We start from the raw sequence: 20,448 nt of genomic DNA on the forward strand, positions 1-20,448 counted from the left end.
TTTTCTAATCTTCCATTATGAATAAAGAACCAATTAGTCTGACCCCGGCAGCAGAGGGTGATATTCAGTTGATTCGGGCGCTGCTTGAACAAAACGGCCTGCCCGGGCAGGATATTGACGACAAAATCGGCTGTCTCTTCATGGCTTATCACGGTTCGGAACTGGTCGGAATCGGCGGGATGGAAATTTACGGGCGGTACGGTCTGCTGCGGTCGTTGGTGACACTGGATAAATTCCGCGGCGGGGGATATGGTAAGATAATCACGCAGCAATTGCTTGACCATGCCAGGGCTGAAGGCTTGTCCGCAGTGTATCTTCTGACCACCACGGCGGCGAAGTTTTTCGAGAAGATGGGCTTTGATTATATCGAGCGAGCGGCGGTGCCGGAGCCGATCGCGAACACGACCGAATTCACCAGCCTATGTCCCGACTCGGCCGATTGCATGATGCTGAAATTGCGACCATAGCCAGCTCAATTAGTTTGAACATTCTTTTATAAAATAAGACTTGCTAATCGAATATCCATAAATTATATAACTATTATGAGAATAGCATTTTTATTTGGAGCCGGGATTTCTACGCCACTGGGCGTGTCTTCGACCATTGAAATCACAAAAGAAGTCATGAGTGGGAAATGTATTACGACTCATACTGAGGAGAATGTATCACAATACATTAAGCTACTTAAATTATTAAAGATTGAAGTAGAAAATTATTATTCAAATCAAAATCAGTATGAAGCCAACTATGAAGACTTATATTATATGGCAAGTCAAATTAGAGATTCCAAATCCAAAGAGTATGATAATCCTGCAATAGCAGCATTATATGACAGAATTAATCGGTTAATAAAGCCCATTCTTAATGAGAAACCTGGAGATGCTCAAATTAATATGAATTTAGGCAATCTGGCAAAAGAGACTACAAATTATATTGCAGACATTGTCTGGCATTTATTGAAACGACATAAGAATGAGGTAAATCATTTAAATTGCCTCGCCGGAGCATATCGGGATACCGATATAAGTAAGATTGATATATTTACATTAAATCATGATTTAATGATAGAGGCATTTTTAGATAAGAGTGGCATTTCTTATATTGATGGATTCAGCGAAAGGACTAATGATGTTAGATATTGGAATCCAAATCTGTATGATGGTGATGATTTTAAGATAAACCTTTTTAAGCTACATGGATCAATAAATTGGTTTCTTTGTCGCCCGAATATGGGATCAATTTATGACGACAATGCTTGCTTAATTTCCGGCAGAGACCCCTATTTGTTAATGGATATAGTGTGTGATTATCGACCCCTAATATTAATAGGCCGATTTAATAAAATGCTAGAGTACTCTAGGTGGATCTATTCAGAATTGTATTGCATTTTTCATAATGTGTTAAAGACAGCTGTAAATATAATAGTCTCCGGGTACAGTTTTGGCGATAAAGGAATAAACAATCGTTTGATAGAATGGATGCGTTCATCTCGTCAAAATAGACTTGTAGTTATCCACCCGAAGCCGAAAGACATTGAAGATAAGGCACGGCCTTACTTCGCGAATCGATGGGACGATTTTGTTTCTTCCCACAAAATAGTTTTCATAAAAAAAGGGATTCAAGACACATCTTGGTTAGATATACAAAACCTCCCACAAATAAGAAAATAGCAATTTCAATTATCCGTAGACTGCCTTGATAGATTGTCTACTTCCCTCGGTGGGGCGTTCTTGACGTACTTCTCCAGCCAGCGGTCGGACTCCCAGAGAACGTGCATGATAGACTCCCTCGCACGATAGCTGTGACTTTCGTAAGGAAGCATCACCAGCCGCACCGTCGCGCCGTAGCCCTTGAGTGCATTATAGAAACGCTCACTTTGCATCGGGTACGTTCCGGAATTGTTGTCGAGTTCGCCGTGAACAAGCAGGATCGGCTCATTGATACTGTCCACATGCATGAACGGCGACATTTCATAATAAGTCTCGGGCGATTCCCATAAGGTCCGGTCCTCATTCTGAAAACCGAACGGTGTCAGCGTGCGGTTATAGGCGCCGGAGCGCGCCAGACCGGCCCGGAACAGATCGGAATGGGCCAGCAGGTTGGCGGCCATAAAGGCGCCGTAGGAGTGCCCGCCGACAGCGATTCGGTTACGGTCGGCGACACCGCGCCGGACGACTTCATCGACGGCAGCCCTGGCATCGGCCACCAGTTGTTCGACGAAGGAATCATTGGGTTCTTCGTCGCCTTCGCCCACGATCGGCATACCGGCATCATCAAGTATCGCATAGCCGCGGGTCACCCAGAGGATGGGCGACCACCAGCCGACGCGAATAAAACGATAGGGTGAATCGGTCACCTGCCCGGCGGCATCGGCGCTTTTGAATTCTGTCGGGTACGCCCACATGAGCATCGGCAGGGGACCGCTCTCCGGCGTGTATCCGGCCGGAAGATATAACGTGGCGGTCAGGGAAAGCCCGTCCTCGCGCGCATACCGAATCTGCTCCTTTTGAATCTCCATCAATTGCGGTGTCGGGTTCGGGAAGAAGGTTATTTGCTCGAGTTTCGCATTATCGAGATCACGCACGAAAGCATTGGGCGGTTCCGTAATCGATTCCCGCATGGTCAAAATTTTCGAATCACCGGGATCGGGCAGGTCCAGGACCGTTTCATAGTACGGGGCCTCCGACTGCCACAGCCGCGTCTTTTCTTTGGTCACCAGATTCAATTTATCCAAAAAAGGCCGGTCTCCCTCGGGCGAGCCGCCTTCGCCGGTCAGGAACATGCTTTTGCCGTCTTTGCTCAGGAGGAGCACTTCTTTACCGGCCTCATTGTTATGGGTCATGGGTGTTCCGGGGTGATGGTAGCGATCCTCACGGGAATAATCGAAAATAAGCTCCGGATCGACTCTCATGGAACCGGGCGCGAAGGCCCAGGCTTTTATATTTCGCGTTTTCCACCATTTTTCATAAATAATGGCCAGGTCGTCACTGCTCCAGATTATGAAATTATATCTGAAATTGAGGGCAAAAAGCGGAATCGGATTCCCTTTAAAGGGTGCCACCAGTGTGTATATCTGGTCCCTTACCTCCGCTTCCAGACGCGGGTCGCCGTTATCGAGAGCCTCGGCCCAATAAAGCATGGCTGCCTCATCGCTGCGCCAATTGATATCCCTTGGCCCGGTCCGGACAGCATCGCTGACCGTTGGAATATTTTCGGCCAGCGGCTGATCGACGACTTTGCGGACAACCGTGCCTTCCAGATTCCAAACCTCCACCAGCCGGGGAAAACGTGAAATCGGCACCGTATAGGAAAACGGGCGGTGAATAGTTTCCACCAGAATGTACTGACCGTCAGGCGACGGTTCCGCCCCGGCAATCATTCCGGATCGGCCGATGTTCCGCATTTCGCCATCCAGTGAAATTATGGTGAGCTGGCATTGTAGAAAATATTCGAGAAGAGCCTCATCATGACTGTTCATGAGAAGGTCGGCATAGGTCACAGCGGGCGCGATTTCACCGTCGTTTTGCCGAATGACCGGGCCGGAAGGTACCGGGGATGCTTCCGGAGCGTCACCCCGGTCGGGGGGTATAATTTTGCATATAAGAGTTCTGCTGTCAGGATGCCAGTAGTAGGGACTGCCGTAGATATCATTGAGATAAAATTGCCCGAGCCGCATAGCTATTGCTTTATCTATGTCGGCGACCCATAACTCGATGCCCTCCGGTGAGGTATTCGTAAAGGCTATTTTTTGGCCGTCGGGCGACCACGAAAAATTACCGATACGAGCTTTTTCCGGCAGACCGGCCAATTCTTTATCATCAAGACTGGCTATTTTTTTGAAAGTAATCCCGGTGTAGTAAGAAATCCGGCTTGGCCCGCTTACCTTCGGGTCGATGCGAAGACCGGCCAGGCGTAATTCCGGCAGTGCCAACTCCTCGATCGAAGGGTATCCCGGCCGATCCAGAATTGCCATCCATTCCCCGTCCGGGCCAATCGATATTCGGGGTGTGGGGGGGGCATCAATCAGGGCCGCAATTTCATCGGGGGGCATTTGGTACACCGGCTCCGACAGTGAGTTATCCTGCGCGGCAGCGGTCAGGCAGATAAGCATCAATAAAATCAGGAAAGATATAGATCCGAATTTGGGCGTAAAACGACCCGGAAAATAGAAATGATTCATTTTTGACTCCCTTCGCACCTGGAAATATGGCAGACTACCTCCTTAGATTAACATTTTGACCGATTTTCGTCAAGTAATTAGAGAATTTTTGTTTTTATGAACAGTCAGTCGAAAAGCATCTTATTAAGTTATGTTGCAGGGGAGAAGCTAAGCAAATCCGGCAATTATGCATGAGACGGGATTTTATTTTTATCCAGCTCTTTTCTTATGGCCAGACCAAGTTGTTTTAACGTATAGGGCTTTTTGATATATTGTCCGGCCCCAAGTTCCATAGTCTGGCTGACCCGTTCGGTGGCCGAGAAGCCGCTGACGATAACAGCCTTCTGCGAAGGGTGATATTTAAGGATACTACCATAAGTATCAAGGCCGTCAAAATCCTTCTCCATGATCATGTCGAGTATAATAATATCGACACTGTGTTTACTCAGATACTTGATCGCTTCGCGGCCGTTATTGACGGTGGTCACGGCGTACCCCAGTGACGAAAGCAATTCCCGGGCGATTTCGCGCTGTTCCGCGACATCATCGATTACCAGGATCGTTTCGGTCCCGCCGATAGTATCCTGGGCGTCATGGTGCCTCTCGACTTGGGTGGTGCAAAGGGGGAAATACAGAATAAACTCGGTTCCCACTCCGACCGTTGAATTGACGTCATAATAACCCCGGTGATCCTTGACGATTCCGTAGACGACCGATAATCCAAGACCGCTGCCGCTGCTGCCCATTTCTTTCTTGGAGTAATAAGGCTCGAAAATATATTTGAGATTTTTCTCTTCGATTCCGATACCGGTATCGCGGACCCGGACAATGATATAATCACCCTTTTCGATAGTGGAGAGACCGCCGTACAGCTTGTCCAGCCTGGCCTGACCGGTTTTGATGGTCAGTTTCCCGCCTGAGGTCATGGCATCAAAAGCGTTTATGACCAGGTTCATGATTACTTTAAGAAGGTGGGGCGTCGATCCCGAAATGCATCCGATATCTCTATCGAGCGCAGTTTCCAGAAGGATATTGGGATTCCGGGATTTCAGTTCGGCCAGATTGGCGGATTCCAGATATGATTCGATGACTTCGTTAATATCGGTAGGTTTCATTTCATAGCGGCCGCGGCGCGCCAGGGTGAGCAAATCCTGTATAACATCGGCCGCTTCACGGGCCGATTTGCCGAGCATCGCAATCTGTTTTCGGGCCGGAGAATCGGGCGGTAATTTCATCAGGATCATCTCGGGGTAGGCGACCAGCGGCCCCAGAATATTATTCAAATCATGCGCCACGCCACCGGCCAGAATAGCGAGTGACTCCATTCGCTGGGCCCGTTCCAACTGATCCTTGAGTTTTTGCCTTTCCTCTTTTTCTATTTTACGCTCGGTAACATCCGAAAACAGGCCGATTGCCCCTTCAACATTTCCATAGGTATCCTGGTATGGAGTCACCGAAATATAGAGGTGTCGTATCTGATTGTCCCTGCGCCGGATGGAAAATTCATATTTACTGGTAATGCCATTTTTTCTTTTTCCGGTCTCCGCAAGAATCTTGTTGAAATCCTCCGGCAAAATTATCTGCCTGAGGTTGATGCCGATCAATTCCTCGAGAGTATATCCGAATATCTTACAGGCGGCGGAATTGGCAAAAAGAATATTCTCATCGAAATCGACAATTGCCATGCCCTCGGTGATAGTTTCCACCAGACTCCGATACCGACGCTCGGACCTTTTCAGGAGTTCTTCGGCTCGTTTGAGCTCGGTAATGTCCCGTACGAAGGCCCACATACCGGTCGGTTTTCCGGAAGCATCCTTTAACAGGTACGTTCGCAGCTCGACCGGAAATATGGTCCCGTCTTTTCGCCGGTATTCCTTTTCGTAATTTTCCGAATAGCCATTGGTCAGGACCTGTTTGTTGATTATGCCGGCCTCTGCCGCATGCCACTTGGGCGGAGTGATATCATTGTATGAAAGATTGGAAATTTCCTCTTTGGAATAACCGAGCATTTTTCTAAAGGCCGGATTGCACTCAACTATTCGGCCATCCATATTGACCGTGGCGGCGCCGTCACGCAGGTTTTCATAAAGGTTGGAATAATTATTGATGGCCCTGTTGAGAGCCTCAAGCGTCTCTTTGTGATCGGTGATATTTATGACACTGCCTTCGACAAAACCTTTTTCAGGATAGGCTCGGGCCGATAGAAGCACCGTTCTTTTCAATCCATCACGAAGCGTAAGATGCGCCTCATAACGATCAACCTGACCGTCTTCTTTAAGCATTTTGAGCAACTGCTGTCTTTCTTCAGCAGGATAAAAATCGGTTGATCTATATTTGCCTATCAGGTCCGATTCGCTTTCAAAGCCAAGCGCATTAACGGCGGCCAAATTGGCCTTTAGAAATATTCCCTCTTTAATACTGGTTCGCCACCAGCCAATCATGGATGATTCGTAAAGATGGCGATAGCTCTTTTCGCTTTCAATTAAAGCCTGTTCGGCTTTCTTCTGGCTGGTGATATCCTGGGTCAGTTCCAGGGCGCCGATTATCGATGTGTCTTTGCCGCGAATCGGGTAGCTGCGAATATTCCAGTATCTCCCGTCCGGAGTCTTGATTTCACTTTTTGAAGGTCGGCCCGATTTTAGCGCTTCTACTACCGGACAGCCGGCGCAGGGGATATCACGTTGATGCCAGATTTCATAACATTTGCGGCCGATCAGGTCGGATCTTTCGGTGGTGACTGATTGTCCGGACGCCTTATTGGCCCAGACAATGCGCATATTAAGATCTTGAATAGTAATAAGTTCGGAAATGTTATCCAAAATCTCAATGGTGTCAGGGAAAAAATCGCTGAATATGTCGAGTTTTTTTGATTCCATATCCATATAATTCGGCCAATATCTATATATTTCAGCCGGGTCAAAATTGTCCCGAATGCTCTTTTTATCGTCCAAAATCTTTAAAAATTAACAGCTTAGAATGATTGAAAGACTTCCGTGGTACAAGAAAAGCCCTGAATCTTTATGAAGATTCAGGGCCTTTTTCGGGATTAACAGCTATTTGTTATTCTATTCTTTTGTCATGCATTTTTGCTTGGATTTCTTTAATTCTCTTCTCGGCCAGGAAAAATAATATACCAGTAAACCCAGACCGGCGGCTACCAGCATTATTCCGATGGCGGTTTCGGCCGGTATATAGTCGGACGCCAGGCGCATAAGAACCATGGCAATGCCCAGGAAGGTAAGGACAATACCCCATTTGAGTGAAGAGGGCAGAAAGCGGTCGGCCCCGTCCTGGAAAAACTTCTTAACTTCCTCGCCCACAAGGCCTTTCTCAATCAGTCTTTTCCGCGTATAATGATCCAGAATCACTCTTAACATCATATACATGACCGGAAAAATGACAAATACCGGCGCAACATCAGCTAATCTTTCGAGTGGTGTCATCTTCGTTAAACCTCCGGGTTAAATATTTTCTTTCTTGTTCATCAAATTAGACCGGATTATTATTATTATGTTGCAGTAAAAACCGGCGGATTAAGTAACATTTTTCCAGAAATCCGGTCTTATTAATCAGGAAGATAATGTGGAAGACACGGCAGCAATAATCCAGAGGATACTGTCCGGTGACAATCGAGCCTTTGAAAGAGTGATAAATGACCACCAAAGGCTGGTAAATCACATTGTTTACAGGATGGTATCCAATCCGGGGGACCGGGAAGATGTTTGTCAGGATATTTTTATGAAAGTTTACCAGAATCTGGTCGGATTTAGACTGGACTCGAAACTTTCGACCTGGATTGCCAGAATTGCATATAACAGATGTATTGATTATCTTAATAAGAACAGAGTGCCGGTAATTGATGAGGAATTCGATGAGGCGATTGCGGAGATCACCGATGAGTCAGCGACACCGGAGAAAAAGCTGATGGAGGCGAACTTATCGAGTCTGTTGCAGGAGGAAATAAATCATCTTTCGGTGCAGTTCCGAACAATCGTAACTTTGTATCATCTCGATGAACTCAGTTATGCCGAAATCGGCGATGTGATGTCGATACCCGAAGGGACCGTCAAGAATTATCTTTTTCGGGCGAGAAAGTTATTAAGAGAGAGGCTGACAGCCAAATATACAGAGGAGGAGTTTCGGCCGTGAAACATTTGACTGATGATGAAATCCAGGGATATCTCGACGGCGATTTACCCGGCCGCCGGAAGGAATGTGCGGCTCATCTGGAAATCTGCCCTGACTGTCGGCTGAGACTCGACCAATATAGAGCAATTGCCGCGGAGTTGAAAATCGATCGAATCCCGGCGCTGTCGCCGAATTTTACAGCATCAGTAATGGCCGGCATAGGGCCCGAAAAACCGGTCACGATATTTCCAAAGGCGACTGTCTGGCTGTCGTATGCCGCCCTGTTTATTTTCGGTATTGCGGTTTCGATATATTTTATGGGGACATCCGCAGTTAAGCAAATGGTACTGGCGCTGGCTCCATCAAACATGACGGAGCCGTCATTTATTTCCACATATAAAAGTTACCTGGCCGGGCTGGACATCGATATCTCACTGATTCTTACCGTGGCGCTGGTGCTGGTCGTGATTGCCCTGATCGATCAGATGATTCGCAGGCGCCAGCATAAGCCGATATCTTTCATGATCTGATCACGCCGTTACTTGATAAAGACATTAAGCGCGGTATTGAATTGCCCCACGAAAAAAAGCGCATCTTCGGAACCGACTTCATTCAGTTTCTTGACCGCCTCGCCCAGTTTGTCGCGCCCTTTCTCATCGCCCGATATGATCATGGTCACCCCGATAAATCCCTCCGCCAGAAGTTCATTGAGCCGGTTGCCGGCGCTGATGGCATACTTTCTTGATTTGTCGAAAGCATCCAGCGCCTGGTCATATTGTTGGGTTGCGATCAGTTGCGCCCCCAGACCCCAATAAGCGATTGATATCGCCTCATCACCATTATTAAGCTCGTGCACCAGCCGCACATTCAACCGGGCGGCATCCAGCCCGACCAGAATATCCTGATGCGTGATAACATATCCCTTTTCATCCCAGCCGGGCCAGGTGAATGAGGCCAGGTTGTATGACATCTTTTTGGCGGACTCTTTGAGTGCGGCCGCTTCCTCAGGGTTTTCCTGCTTTATCCGTTCCGCTTCTGTCAGGCAGTACTGAAGTCCGGCGCGGGCGATAGAGACAACATCGGGAATCGATTTTGCCTTCCAGTAAAAATCGAGGACCAGCTTTTCGTAAACCTTGGCGACTTCTTCCGGTTTGCCGAGCGACTGAACATAAGTCACCGCCCCGAAAAAATTCTGATCTTCAATCAGCGTTTTGACCTTCTCGTAGGTCCTGATCCGGGTCGAATCTTCATCCTGCAGTGCCATTCCTGAACTCCATGAAAGTATTAATACAGCAAGCGCATATAGAGAAACATGAATGATCTTTGCTCCAGCCATAATGTCTCCTTTTGATTTATTTGTATAACGTAAGAAATGAGAGGGGTGATTGAGCCGATAATGCCCGAAACCGTTTAAAAAATCCTTTTCAGAAACCCATCCGCTTCAATAAGTTTCTCTTCCGCTTCATCACGCGAGACAGATAATTTTTTCATCACGATGGCCGTTTTGACCGAGTCACCGGCTTCTTTGAGCAGCCGGTCCGCCTCGTCATAATCGATTCCCAGAAAATCCATCAAAATCTTGCGGGAGCGGGATTCGAGCTTTTCCGACCGGGCCTTGAGATCGACCATAAGGTTGCCATAAGTCTTGCCAAGCAGGATCATGGCGGCGGTGGTGATCATGTTGAGCGTCATCTTTTGGGCAGTTCCGGATTTCATCCGCGTCGATCCGGTAATGGCTTCGGCACCCACCGGAAGCTCAATTAAGATATCCGGCTTTATCTTCAAAATATCGGTTTTATTGCAAACAATCAGAGCGGTGCGGCATCCTTGGGATATGGCATACTCCACTCCGGCAAGAGTGTACGGGGTTCTGACAGAAGCGGCAATGCCGATCACAAAATCAGACTTATCCAGCCTGATACGGTCGAGATCCTCCACCGCCCAGTCGGTATGATCCTCGGCGCCTTCTATGGAAAGAAGGAGCGTGTCATAACCGCCGGAGATAAGGCCGACCACCTGCGAGGGATCGGTGCCGAAAGTGGGCGGACATTCGGCGGCATCGAGCACGCCCAGCCGCCCCGATGTGCCGGCGCCGATATATATGATTCGCCCGCCGTTCTTAAGAGCTGCCGCGGCCGTCTCGGCGGCAACGGCAATCTGCGGAAGCGTCTTCTCCACCACCTGGGCCACTTTTTTATCTTCATTGTTGATTTTACGGACAATCTCGAGCGGCGGCAGGGTATCGATTTCAACCGTGTCGGGATTGACCTGCTCGGTTCCCAGTCGCGAGAGGATGTCGATCAAATCTTTTCTGGCATCGGAATTCATTTGCAGAACAATATCGCAATTCTTAATGGAGATGCAAAGATTAAAAATGAATAAACGAGAGCTTACTCGAGGGCGACATGAATCGAGTCATGGGGGGTGACAACAATGGCCCCGAAACGTCCGGTCAGGCGTAATTTCGAAATATTGTTGTTCAGGCCGTCCGGAATGACCGTGGGAAGCAGGTAATCATTGGACGGTGAGCCGGAATAACTGCACACATAAACATAGTACCATCCGGTATCAAGGGCGCTGTATAGCTGAAAGGCGTCCCGGGGAATTGTAACCGAAGCGGTCCCGGTAGTGACAAAATCGGAATATCCGGCCGTTGTATAAGCCGAATCCTTGAGAACGACACTGAAAAAGTACCCGTCTCCGCCAAGCGCCAGGCTCCATATAATCGGAACCGGATCACCGCCGTTGTTGATGCGGTCATCGGGAAGTTGGATGGAGGTTATCTGGAAATTACCGGGAATGGTGAATTGTATTGCCTCGTTCAGCCAGGGGAGATCCTTGGCCCTGAGAGTATAAGTCCCTGCGGGAAGTACTGAAGCCAACTTTTCAAATGCATATATTTCACCAAGGCTGTCATAATCGAGCGTGTCGGTACCTATAGAGAGAATTGCCTTGGAGTAGAGACTATCGTCCTTTTCCATGTAAATAATAGTCTGGGCCGAATCGAGGTCGAGATTTTTAATCAGCCCGCCGCTGAGGAAATATTTACTGGAAGTGGCACCATCGGTGACACCGCCGTCGCATCCCATATTGGGCACCAGCAAAAGCAGGACGATTAATATCTGAAATATACCCGTTTTATTCATATCATTCTATACTTCGGTATTTTATGTCAATAAGTTAAGTATAATTTTCGGGCTTCAATTTAACCAGAGAAAAAGCAACAATATTCAAAATTATATAATAATAATTATCATTACAAAAAAATTTCTCTACTAAAATTGGTTCAAATATTCACATGTTTGCTTTGTAAGTCACAGAATAGCAATAGGTAAGATTAGCTTACAGGTCTTTTTAATTGCAAAATCCCATTTGTTTATGTAGATTAGAATTGAGGGATTAGCCGGTTTGAAAAAATAAGCGTATAAACTGTAGAATCATGTATTTAATAATGATGCAGGACATAGGATTAATTAATTTGAATTCCCAAAAGGGGAACAAGAGTGGTGCCGGAAATGTTATACAACTTGAGTGTAACGATTGTCCGGCCCTGCGAAGGTTTAAGGATTATTAATGAGCAGCCGGCAATCAGAAGAAGCAAGAAACAAGGAAAGATTCGAAAAAGAGGCGTTGGTTCATATCGAATCGCTCTTTAGAACCGCCTTGCGGATGACAAAGAACGAGGGTGATGCCGACGATCTTGTTCAGGAGACTTTCCTCAAAGCGTGGCGTTTCTGGGATAAGTTCCAGGAAGGTTCTAACTGCCGGGCGTGGTTGTTCAAGATAATGACCAATATCTTTATCAACAACTACCGCGCCAAAGCATGGACGCCACAGACGATTGACCTCGAAGATGTTGATGATGATTTCCTTTTCGGTCAATTGTCCGCGCTGGGTCCTTCCGATGATCCCGAGAAGCATTTTTTCAACAAGGTATTTGACGATGATGTTAAGAAGGCGATTGAAGAGCTTCCGGAAGACTTTCGACTGGTTGTGGTGCTTTCCTTCCTTGAAGGATTTAGTTATCAGGAGATCGCTGATATCGTTAACCTTAACATTGGCACAGTTAAATCCCGTTTACACCGGGGGCGGAAACTCCTTCAAAAGTCATTATGGGAGTATGCGGTGAAAAATGGTTTTGTTAAGGAAGCAGCTAAATGACATGTGAAGAAGCGCTCAGGTTGCTCTATGAAGTAATTGATAAAGAAGCCAGTGACTACGATGTAAAGAGAGTCGAAGAACATCTGCATAAATGCAAGGATTGCATGTCTCGTTATCAATTCGAGGAGATGTTCAAGGCGTTTGTCTCGGAAAAGGCTTCTGCAAAATCAAAATCCGACCGGTTAAAATCAAGTATATTAAGATCCATCGAAGTATCCCACCGGCACCCGCGCCGGGCGCCGGGCGGTCATTTCCGCTTCGGGCTGGTTCTTGCCGCCGCGGCCGTGGCGCTCGTGTTTTGCGTTGTCGCGGCTTTCTCCGGGGCCAAATACTATCGGCACAAAGTCAATGTATATCCTCTTGAAAAAATACATATGGACAGTTCCGCCGGAATTATCAATGCCTCGGCATTGTCGATAGCCGATGTTGTCTCGGCCCGGAACTATCTCGCCAATGACATGCATTATAATTTCAACGGCGGATTCTCCGGTTTCAGCCTGGTCGGGGCCGGATTCAAGGATCTGTCGGGTCATCGGTTCGTCCACCTGAAGTACCTGACGGGCGATGATTATATTTCGCTCTTTATCGGGAAAGCGGGCGATGTCAATCTTCCCGACTTCGAGAAGGTTACAGGTTCCGGATTGGTATATTTCAAACATATCTGCCGGGATTGCCAGGTTATTTACTGGATAAGAAATGACACGATATCGATTGCCGTCACCGAAAACAAGAATATCGATCTGTCGGTTCTGGTACCTTATCTGGATTCCATTTAATAAATAAAAATAAGTTGCCAATCATTTTCCAAATTCTTTATCTTGGAAGTGTGTAAAAGGTTATTATGATTGGTAAAAAAGCATATTTATTTTTATTTATAATATTTTTTGTCTTTATTTCTTATCACCAGGTATTATCTCAGACCCGCCTGAAAGATTCATCCGTCCATGAAATCTCCGTGGCGGTTTCGACCAATCGATTCGACGATGCCGTAACCCGGTCGCAGAGAATCATCGATAGTGAACCGGCCAACCCGGTCGGGTACTTTCTTCTCGGGGCGCTTGAGCAGACACTTTCGGAAGAGTTCCGGAGTGATGGCTATAATAAAGAAATCGACAGTCTTCTGACGCTGGCCATCGAGCGAAGCGATGAGATGAAGGATCTCGAACCGGATAATTCTGAACTGTATTTCATATCCGGGGCGTCATATGGATACCGCGCTATTCACCGCGCCTTTCACGGTCATTGGTTTAAGGCTTTCCGCGATGGTTTGAAATGCAGTTCGCACCTCGGCCGGTCCCTGGAACTGGACAGCACCTATTATGATGCTTACTGGGGAATGGGATCGTACCTGTACTATCGGACCATCAAAGCCAGGGATTTTCTATGGCTGCCGTTCATATCCGACCAGAGGGAAGAGGGAATGACCATGATAAAAGAGGCCATTGCCAACGGTCAGCTGGCGGGGCAGCTTGCGCGCGAATCGTTTTTGAGAATATATTGGACGGAAGAAAGATATGATGATCTGGTCAACCTGGCCGATTCGCTTTATGCGGGACTTCCCGAGGACGCCTATATTCTTATCTATTATGTCGAGGGTCTTTTGGGGCTGGATCGGCTTGACGAGGCCGAAATGAAGATAAATGAATTGAAGACGGCGTGGAAGAACTCGCCTTATTATGATATATCGGGTGCGTTAGAAGGAGATTTCCTGGCGGCTCGACTGGCTCATAAAAGGGGCGAAACCGAAACAGCGAATAAGCTGCTTGAACAAATTCTGAGTCGGAAGGATCTTTGTGACTCCAATGCTTATTTTCGCGAGACCTATGATAAAGCCAAAGCTTTTCACAAAAAAATCAGATGAATTTTATTTTTAATTTTGCCTTTCTATTGGCCGCCGGTGTCTCATCGCTGCAGTCTCCCGAAAAAATCGAATTAATCTTAAGAAGCCAGGAAGCTGTTTTCAACTGCCGGTGGGCGGCGGCCGACAGCATTATCACCGAATTATCCCGCCTTGATGCGGCTGATCCGGCCGGATTGCTTTTTCGTGCGGCCGCATTGCAGGTCGAGATGACCGACAGGGAAGAGAATCTCTACGGTAATCGATTTCTCGCTTTGTGTGACAGCGTCAAAAGTCTGGCGGAAGAAAAGCTGACAAATTGCAGCTCCCGCGATTCGGCGCTGTGTTATTTATATATCGGCCACCAGGACGCCTACCACTCATTATGGGAGTCGCGTTTCCGGTCCAATTTCTCCGCCGTCAAGCTCGGTATGAAGGCCAAAGGCGCCTACCAAAATGGGCTTAAGGCTGATTCCACCCTTTATGATTTGTATGTCGGTCTGGGGACCTATCATTATTGGAAGTCGGTGAAATCGGGTATCCTGCGGTCGGCGGGATTGTTCAAAGACGAGCGGGAGAAGGGCATAGATGAAATAGAAACGGCGGTCGATTCCTCGCTTTTTTCCAAAGACGCCGCCCGGTCGGCCCTTATATGGATTATGATCGATCGCAAGGATTATGATTCGGCGCTCGCTCTGGCGCAGTCGCTGTATAAAAAATACCCGGAAGGCAAAACTTTTCTCTGGCCTCAGGCTGAAGCCTTTATCGAGTCGGGGCGCTTTGAAGAGGCCGCACAGGTTTATTCGCGTCTTCGCTTGTCCCTGCTGGAAGAACCCGGCAATTACTATAACCTGATCGAATGTTCTTACCAGCTTCACAAGGCGCTGACTGAAATCGGCGACAAAGACAATATGAAAAATATCATAAACGATATTCGGGCGAATTATGAAAACATCCCCAGGGAAACCAAAAGAGTGCAAAAGCAAAAACTTGGTTATTTGCTGAAACAGGAAGATTAATGTTTTGCTTCCCTGATTGAATTGTATAATTGGCATTGAATTATGAATGATAAGCGTAAAGAAACGGAAATAAAGCTGACGGCTGAAGTTTCCTGTGCCGGCTGAGCCTCGAAACTGGGGCCAAAGTTTTTGGCCGAAGTTTTGATGGAATTGCCGGTGGAAACGAACCCCAATCTGCTGGTTGGTTTCAACAAGGCGGATGATGCCGGTATTTATAAGATTAATGACCGGCAGGCACTGGTCCAGACGGTCGATTTTTTCCCGCCGATTGTCGATGATCCGTATGCCTTCGGACAAATTGCCGCCGCCAATGCTCTGTCGGATATTTATGCCATGGGTGGGACACCGCTGACGGCCCTGAATATTGTCGGTTTTCCGGCCGGGATGGATCCAAAAATTCTGACCGAGATTCTTCGCGGCGGCTCGGACAAAATTCATGAAGCCGGGGCCGCCGTGGTCGGCGGACATTCCATCAAAGATAAGGAACTTAAGTACGGGGTGGCCTGTACCGGAATTATCGACATCGATAAAATTATTAAAAATGACGGGGCCAAGCCGGGCGACATTTTATTTCTGACCAAACCTCTTGGAACCGGAATCATTGCCACCGCCATCAAGCAGAACCGCGCCTCGCCGCTCGATATCAGCACCGTTACCGCCCAAATGGCCCAATTAAACAAACCGGCGGCCGAGCTGATGGTGAAACACCAAGCGCATGCCGCCACCGATATTACCGGCTTCGGGCTACTTGGCCATGCTTTCGAGATGGCCGATGCTTCCGGGGTCACGATCGAATTCGACTATTCCTGTCTGCCGCTGCTTCCGAATGCCGTCGCTTTTGCCCGCGCCGGGGCCCTGACCGGCGGAGCCTCCGCCAACCGAGATTATCTGAGCGATAAGGCGAAAATCAGCGCAGCATTGAAAATGGAAGAAACCGATATATTATTCGACGCCCAGACATCCGGCGGGCTCCTGATTGCTTTCGCCGAAAGCCCGGCGGCTGCTTTTAAAGATGAGGCTGTTAAGGCCGGCATTGAGGTATGGCAAATCGGCCGCGTCGTCGAAAAAGCGGACCCGGCCATATTAGTGAAGTAATCTTACAACTTGCCAATAAATTTTAGATCGTTATCTTCTATGGTTAATGGCCGTATCGATTCAACATAACGATAAATATCGCATAGCTGTCTGGCTGTTTGTTGCAGTCGTAAGCATTATCGGCCTGTACCTTTGGGTTGACGATCTTGATGCCGACCCGCCGATGTATTTCGACGGCCAAAGCCAGTCGCTCTCTACCGATCCGCATCATTATTCATATTTCGCCAGAAACAAGATTCTTTTCGATAAATGGGAGCTGTTCGACACCGGCCAATGGCGGGTTTTCGAGGTTACCCTGATTTCGGCCTTCAGTTATATTCTCTTTTCATTTTTCGGTATCAGCCGCACAATCGCCAATATACCGGGTCTGTTTTCCATCCTGGCCGCAATCTTTATCTTTCTGGCCGCCCTCCGGAAATATCTCAAACCGTGGGCATTGGCGGTCATTCTGATATTGCTCTTATTCAATAAGGTACTTTTTGTTTACGGGCGGCTGCCATATACCGAAAACGGCATGATCCTGATATTGGCCCTGTTGTATTATGTCTTTGTTCATTACCGGGACCAGTCATGGGGCATTCTCTCGATGGGCGTTTTAATCGCTTTAGCGGCTTTTGCCGGGAAAATTTTCGGCATCATCATCGCCGTACCGGTCATTATCTGCCTCTGGATCGAAAATAAACCGGATCGCATTAAAAATATCGCCGGCTTGTCGCTGTCATCGCTGGCCGTGGCCATTCTCTGGATATTGATATTCTATGGCGGCAATCTGGGGCATTTCTATGACTATTACCGGTCCCAGACCGTCGGGCTGTACGGCTTCCCGGATGCTTTCAAATCGCCGGTCACTTTTTTCGAGAAACTGATAAATTTCGGCAACGATTCCCGTTTCTTTTTCCATGCGCCGGTCGTCGGACTGGCCGGCTTTGTAGCGCTGGCAAGTTCGATCGTCTTCTTGACAAAGAATAAAATGAAAGAAAACATGCCTCTGTTGTTTTTGATAATCTGGTTTACAGCCGGACTGCTGTTCTTTATGCCCGAAAATTACCGCCCGCTAAGATATATATATATGCTTTACCTGCCGTTGGCTGGGATGTTCGGCCTGCTGTTGTCTTCTTCGTTTCAAAATGAATATGGTACTAATAATAAAAAGAACTATTTCCGGTATGTGTTGATGTTTTTCCTGATTTGGATACTGCTGGAACAACTGGCTTTCAACATTTTCTATATCGGGCTTTATGGCACCATGTCCGATCCAATGGTTATTTACTCATTACCGCCGGCCGTTTTGATCACCTACCTTGTATTCAGGTTCGATTTACTGAGAATCGTCAGAAGCAGGCTGTTTATTGGGATTATCGCGGTTGTCTCGGTGCTGGCGGTCTTTATTAATTTCGGTCTGCCGTATCGTGATTGGCAGCAGCAAAAATCTTTCAATATCAAAGAGGCCGGGGAGGATCTCGCGCAGATTTTGGGCGAGAATGCGGTTATCTGCGGCCCGATGGCGCCGTCCCTGCTGCTTGAGAACAATCTCAAGGGTTCCATCTATGCGGTTGGTGTCTCGGATCAGGATCCGCGCTTTTTCCGAAAGAACCCAATCACGCATTTTGCCATTGATGCCGATGCCTCAGGAATGATTCTTGATAAATATGAGGAGCTGACTTCAGCCATCACGACCGCATTGTACTGGATTCGAGACGGCAAAATCGTGATAGTCAACATCAGTCACCTTACCGGCAACAAAGAGGCGGCTCGATATCAGCCGACCGATTATGAAATCGCGCGAATCTTTATGCAGGATAAGGTTTATGACAGCGCCCTATACTATATGGAGCGTTTCACGGCCAAATATCCGGGCAACAAATCGGCGCTTAAGTCTTTGGGTGATCTATATCCGCTTAATGGCCGCCCCGACAAGGCCATGGCGCTGCTTCAGAGGGCGGACTCGCTGTATCCGCGTGACTTTTCGGTCAAATTTGCGCTGGCCATGTATTATCAGAGACGATTCGTGGCTTCCGGTGATGACAGGTTCCGTCATTTGGCGCGCCAGACATATGAGCAAGTCGTCGCTATGAATCCTTATCAGGCCGATGAGGTGACCGAAATTACCCGCTGGATCGCCAGTTTGAAGCAATAAATTATCATTACCGATTCATAGTACAAATTTAATAAAAATTTTACATTTAAATTAAACCTTTTGGCTGCGTAAATTGTTTAAAGCAACAGAGGGTCAAATAAGTGCCCCGCGGATTTGGCTGACCGGACTTTCAGGGCTTCCTCGGCCGGTAACCCGCCAAAAAATGTTTTTGTTGACATTGATTTTATAAAAAAGGTATTCTCGATTAGAGGTAATCTATTATGGAAATCGCTCTATTTTATTCGAAAGAGAATTCTGACCACCTTAAGGCGGCTAATCTCGTCAAAAGGGCGGTGAGGAACCTCGGCATCTCCGCTATGATTACCGAGCGCGATACGCTTACGCCTGACCCCAGGATCGTCATCAATGGTTTCGACCTTGTCAATTTAATAGAGCAGCCAGGGAAAGGCAGCGGAGCAAAGTTTTCTTATGATTCGGTTTTGAAGGCGCTTGAGAGCACCGCCTGGTAGAATTCTTACATTACGTTTTAAATCGATACAACCATATTGGGGCTATACGTCTGTTTGACGTTACAGGTCTGCCCGGTATCTGTCCCTCAGAGAACGGATTGATCGCGATTTGTACCGAGCGGTACGTAAAAAAACAAATAACATAATTCCCGCCTAATCCTAATCTGTTGTAGTCCAATAGCTTGATGTCTAACTCCGGCATTGGCACAAAGTTTGTATGTAAGATTGGTGTTTGATGAGAACCTAGATGAAAAGAGGAGCAATGAAATTAAGAAACCTTTTACTTGCGGCACTGATTCTCAGCCTGGTCGGGTTTCTTGCCGGATGCGGTGAGGACAGCACCTCGCCATCCGACGATGATCTGCTGACGATTGCCGATGAATTCGGTGGCTATACGCCGACCGATGAACAGGCGGCCTTCGGCGATCCTGTTTTGCTGGATGATATGGACGCAGACAAAATTTATGACGACGAACTGCTGGCTTCGCCGGCGGTCGATTCCATTATCGATGAATCGATCGCGGGGGCCTATGCGCTTCGTATTGTCTGGGGATCGCTTCGGTATGATTCGACCATAACCGAAATTACCGACTGGTCCGGTTCGCTGACGGTCAGTCGGGGGGCTGAGATTGTCCGACGGACAATCAGGTTCGAGGATGGCCAGGATTATATTCTCGATCGCACCGACCGGACCTTGATCGAGTGGGTCTCGCTGACCACGGTCCACTTCGATGGCATTTTTGTCAACATCTATATTCCTCCGGTCGTGACCGATGATTCGGCCATGATCGCGGAAGAGCCGGTGACGGTGACCTTCGAGACCGGGCCGCTTATGGTCAGTTTCAGTACCGACCAGCTTCCCGCGCTCGATACCGTTTTCTATCTCGAGGATTCGGTCAATGCGGTCGCTTTCCACGGCTTCAAAGTGGAGCCGATGGGTTGTCCGAACGGATTTCTTGACGGCCGCTGGGGAACTGACACGACCGGCCTGGGCGTTTTCAACGGCCGCTGGATCGCTTCCAACGGCATGCTGGCCGGGTATATCCATGGCGAATGGGGCCAGGACAGCGCCGGCGCCAATTATTTTGTCGGAAAATATATCGATATCAACGGCCAGTTCGAGGGCCTTCTGAAAGGCACCTATCGCTGGATGCCTTTCGGCAACATGAATGGTCTTCAGAACGGCCGGGTTCCTTGCCACGGCGGCGGCAAATTTTACGGACATTTCTATGATGCCGAACGTAACCCGATCGGGGTCCTCAAAGGGCGCTTCCGCCTGCCGAAGGACAACACCGATGGCGACATGGGTTATTTCTTCGGACGCTGGAAAAAATTCTGTTCGTCTGTTGCCACGGTCAACGATGGCATGGAGGAGCAGTAGTGTACCTCTCTTAGGTGGTTTGTGCATAGAGAGAGGGCCGGGTTCGTTTACGCAACCCGGC

General features: G+C 47.9%; 18 protein-coding genes. 12 read left to right on the top strand and 6 right to left on the bottom strand.

Translation table 11 applies throughout. The features are described 5' to 3' along the window. The first annotated feature begins 17 nt into the window (after positions 1-17). Both CVT49_06840 and CVT49_06845 read left to right on the top strand, forming a co-directional pair. Positions 18-467 carry a GNAT family N-acetyltransferase gene (locus CVT49_06840; GenBank protein ID PKK83730.1) on the top strand — a complete coding sequence of 150 codons (450 nt, stop codon included), beginning with the start codon at positions 18-20 and terminating at the stop codon, positions 465-467. Positions 468-542: 75 nt separating this feature from the next. Further along, a complete protein-coding gene (locus tag CVT49_06845; protein PKK83731.1) occupies positions 543-1,670 on the top strand; it encodes a hypothetical protein in 1,128 nt (375 codons plus the stop codon). A gap of 5 nt (positions 1,671-1,675) precedes the next feature. Here CVT49_06845 and CVT49_06850 read toward each other — a convergent pair whose 3' ends face one another. The 3 genes from CVT49_06850 to CVT49_06860 all read right to left on the bottom strand — a co-directional run bounded on the left by CVT49_06850 (position 1,676) and on the right by CVT49_06860 (position 7,602). Beyond that, entirely contained in the window at positions 1,676-4,111 is a 2,436-nt protein-coding gene (locus CVT49_06850) for a S9 family peptidase (protein PKK83782.1), read from the bottom strand. Positions 4,112-4,344: 233 nt separating this feature from the next. Beyond that, positions 4,345-7,110, bottom strand: a complete 2,766-nt coding sequence (locus tag CVT49_06855) for a hypothetical protein (GenBank protein PKK83732.1) — start codon at positions 7,108-7,110, stop codon at positions 4,345-4,347. 114 nt (positions 7,111-7,224) lie between these two features. Continuing rightward, positions 7,225-7,602, bottom strand: coding sequence for a hypothetical protein (locus CVT49_06860; GenBank protein PKK83733.1), 378 nt, complete (start codon positions 7,600-7,602; stop codon positions 7,225-7,227). 121 nt (positions 7,603-7,723) lie between these two features. On the opposite strand from CVT49_06860, the gene CVT49_06865 reads away from it, so the two are divergent. Both CVT49_06865 and CVT49_06870 read left to right on the top strand, forming a co-directional pair. Further along, positions 7,724-8,308, top strand: coding sequence for an RNA polymerase subunit sigma-24 (locus CVT49_06865; protein PKK83734.1), 585 nt, complete (start codon positions 7,724-7,726; stop codon positions 8,306-8,308). Beyond that, positions 8,305-8,817: a hypothetical protein gene (locus CVT49_06870; GenBank protein ID PKK83735.1), complete on the top strand. Its 513-nt coding sequence runs from the start codon at positions 8,305-8,307 to the stop codon at positions 8,815-8,817. The genes CVT49_06865 and CVT49_06870 overlap by 4 nt, the downstream gene beginning before the upstream one ends. A gap of 8 nt (positions 8,818-8,825) precedes the next feature. Here CVT49_06870 and CVT49_06875 read toward each other — a convergent pair whose 3' ends face one another. From CVT49_06875 to CVT49_06885, 3 genes are all read right to left on the bottom strand, one after another. Continuing rightward, a complete protein-coding gene (locus CVT49_06875; protein PKK83736.1) occupies positions 8,826-9,551 on the bottom strand; it encodes a hypothetical protein in 726 nt (241 codons plus the stop codon). Positions 9,552-9,697: 146 nt separating this feature from the next. After that, a complete protein-coding gene (gene murQ / locus CVT49_06880; protein PKK83737.1) occupies positions 9,698-10,615 on the bottom strand; it encodes an N-acetylmuramic acid 6-phosphate etherase in 918 nt (305 codons plus the stop codon). Positions 10,616-10,677: 62 nt separating this feature from the next. After that, positions 10,678-11,433: a hypothetical protein gene (locus CVT49_06885; protein ID PKK83738.1), complete on the bottom strand. Its 756-nt coding sequence runs from the start codon at positions 11,431-11,433 to the stop codon at positions 10,678-10,680. A 427-nt stretch (positions 11,434-11,860) separates the two neighbouring features. On the opposite strand from CVT49_06885, the gene CVT49_06890 reads away from it, so the two are divergent. The 8 genes from CVT49_06890 (at position 11,861) to CVT49_06925 (ending at position 20,387) form a co-directional block, all read left to right on the top strand. After that, positions 11,861-12,448, top strand: coding sequence for an RNA polymerase subunit sigma-24 (locus CVT49_06890; GenBank protein ID PKK83739.1), 588 nt, complete (start codon positions 11,861-11,863; stop codon positions 12,446-12,448). Continuing rightward, complete coding sequence (locus CVT49_06895) at positions 12,445-13,224, top strand: hypothetical protein (GenBank protein ID PKK83740.1); 780 nt, start codon at positions 12,445-12,447, stop codon at positions 13,222-13,224. Before CVT49_06890 ends, CVT49_06895 begins: the two co-directional genes overlap by 4 nt. Positions 13,225-13,289: 65 nt before the next feature. Next, positions 13,290-14,309, top strand: coding sequence for a hypothetical protein (locus CVT49_06900; protein ID PKK83741.1), 1,020 nt, complete (start codon positions 13,290-13,292; stop codon positions 14,307-14,309). Further along, positions 14,306-15,304, top strand: coding sequence for a hypothetical protein (locus CVT49_06905; GenBank protein PKK83742.1), 999 nt, complete (start codon positions 14,306-14,308; stop codon positions 15,302-15,304). Before CVT49_06900 ends, CVT49_06905 begins: the two co-directional genes overlap by 4 nt. A 42-nt stretch (positions 15,305-15,346) precedes the next feature. Beyond that, complete coding sequence (gene selD, locus CVT49_06910) at positions 15,347-16,399, top strand: selenide, water dikinase SelD (protein ID PKK83743.1); 1,053 nt, start codon at positions 15,347-15,349, stop codon at positions 16,397-16,399. A 46-nt stretch (positions 16,400-16,445) separates the two neighbouring features. Beyond that, positions 16,446-18,536 (top strand): hypothetical protein, encoded by a 2,091-nt coding sequence (locus CVT49_06915; protein ID PKK83744.1) that lies wholly within the window; start codon positions 16,446-16,448, stop codon positions 18,534-18,536. Positions 18,537-18,757: 221 nt separating this feature from the next. Continuing rightward, the gene (locus CVT49_06920; protein PKK83745.1) at positions 18,758-19,006 is read left to right on the top strand and encodes a hypothetical protein; all 249 of its coding nucleotides are present in this window, start codon (positions 18,758-18,760) and stop codon (positions 19,004-19,006) included. 262 nt (positions 19,007-19,268) lie between these two features. After that, on the top strand, positions 19,269-20,387 hold the full coding sequence (locus CVT49_06925; protein ID PKK83746.1) for a hypothetical protein: 1,119 nt from the start codon (positions 19,269-19,271) through the stop codon (positions 20,385-20,387). The last annotated feature ends 61 nt before the right edge of the window (positions 20,388-20,448 follow it).

It is taken from the genome of candidate division Zixibacteria bacterium HGW-Zixibacteria-1 (assembly GCA_002838945.1).
Lineage (GTDB): Bacteria > Zixibacteria > MSB-5A5 > GN15 > PGXB01 > PGXB01.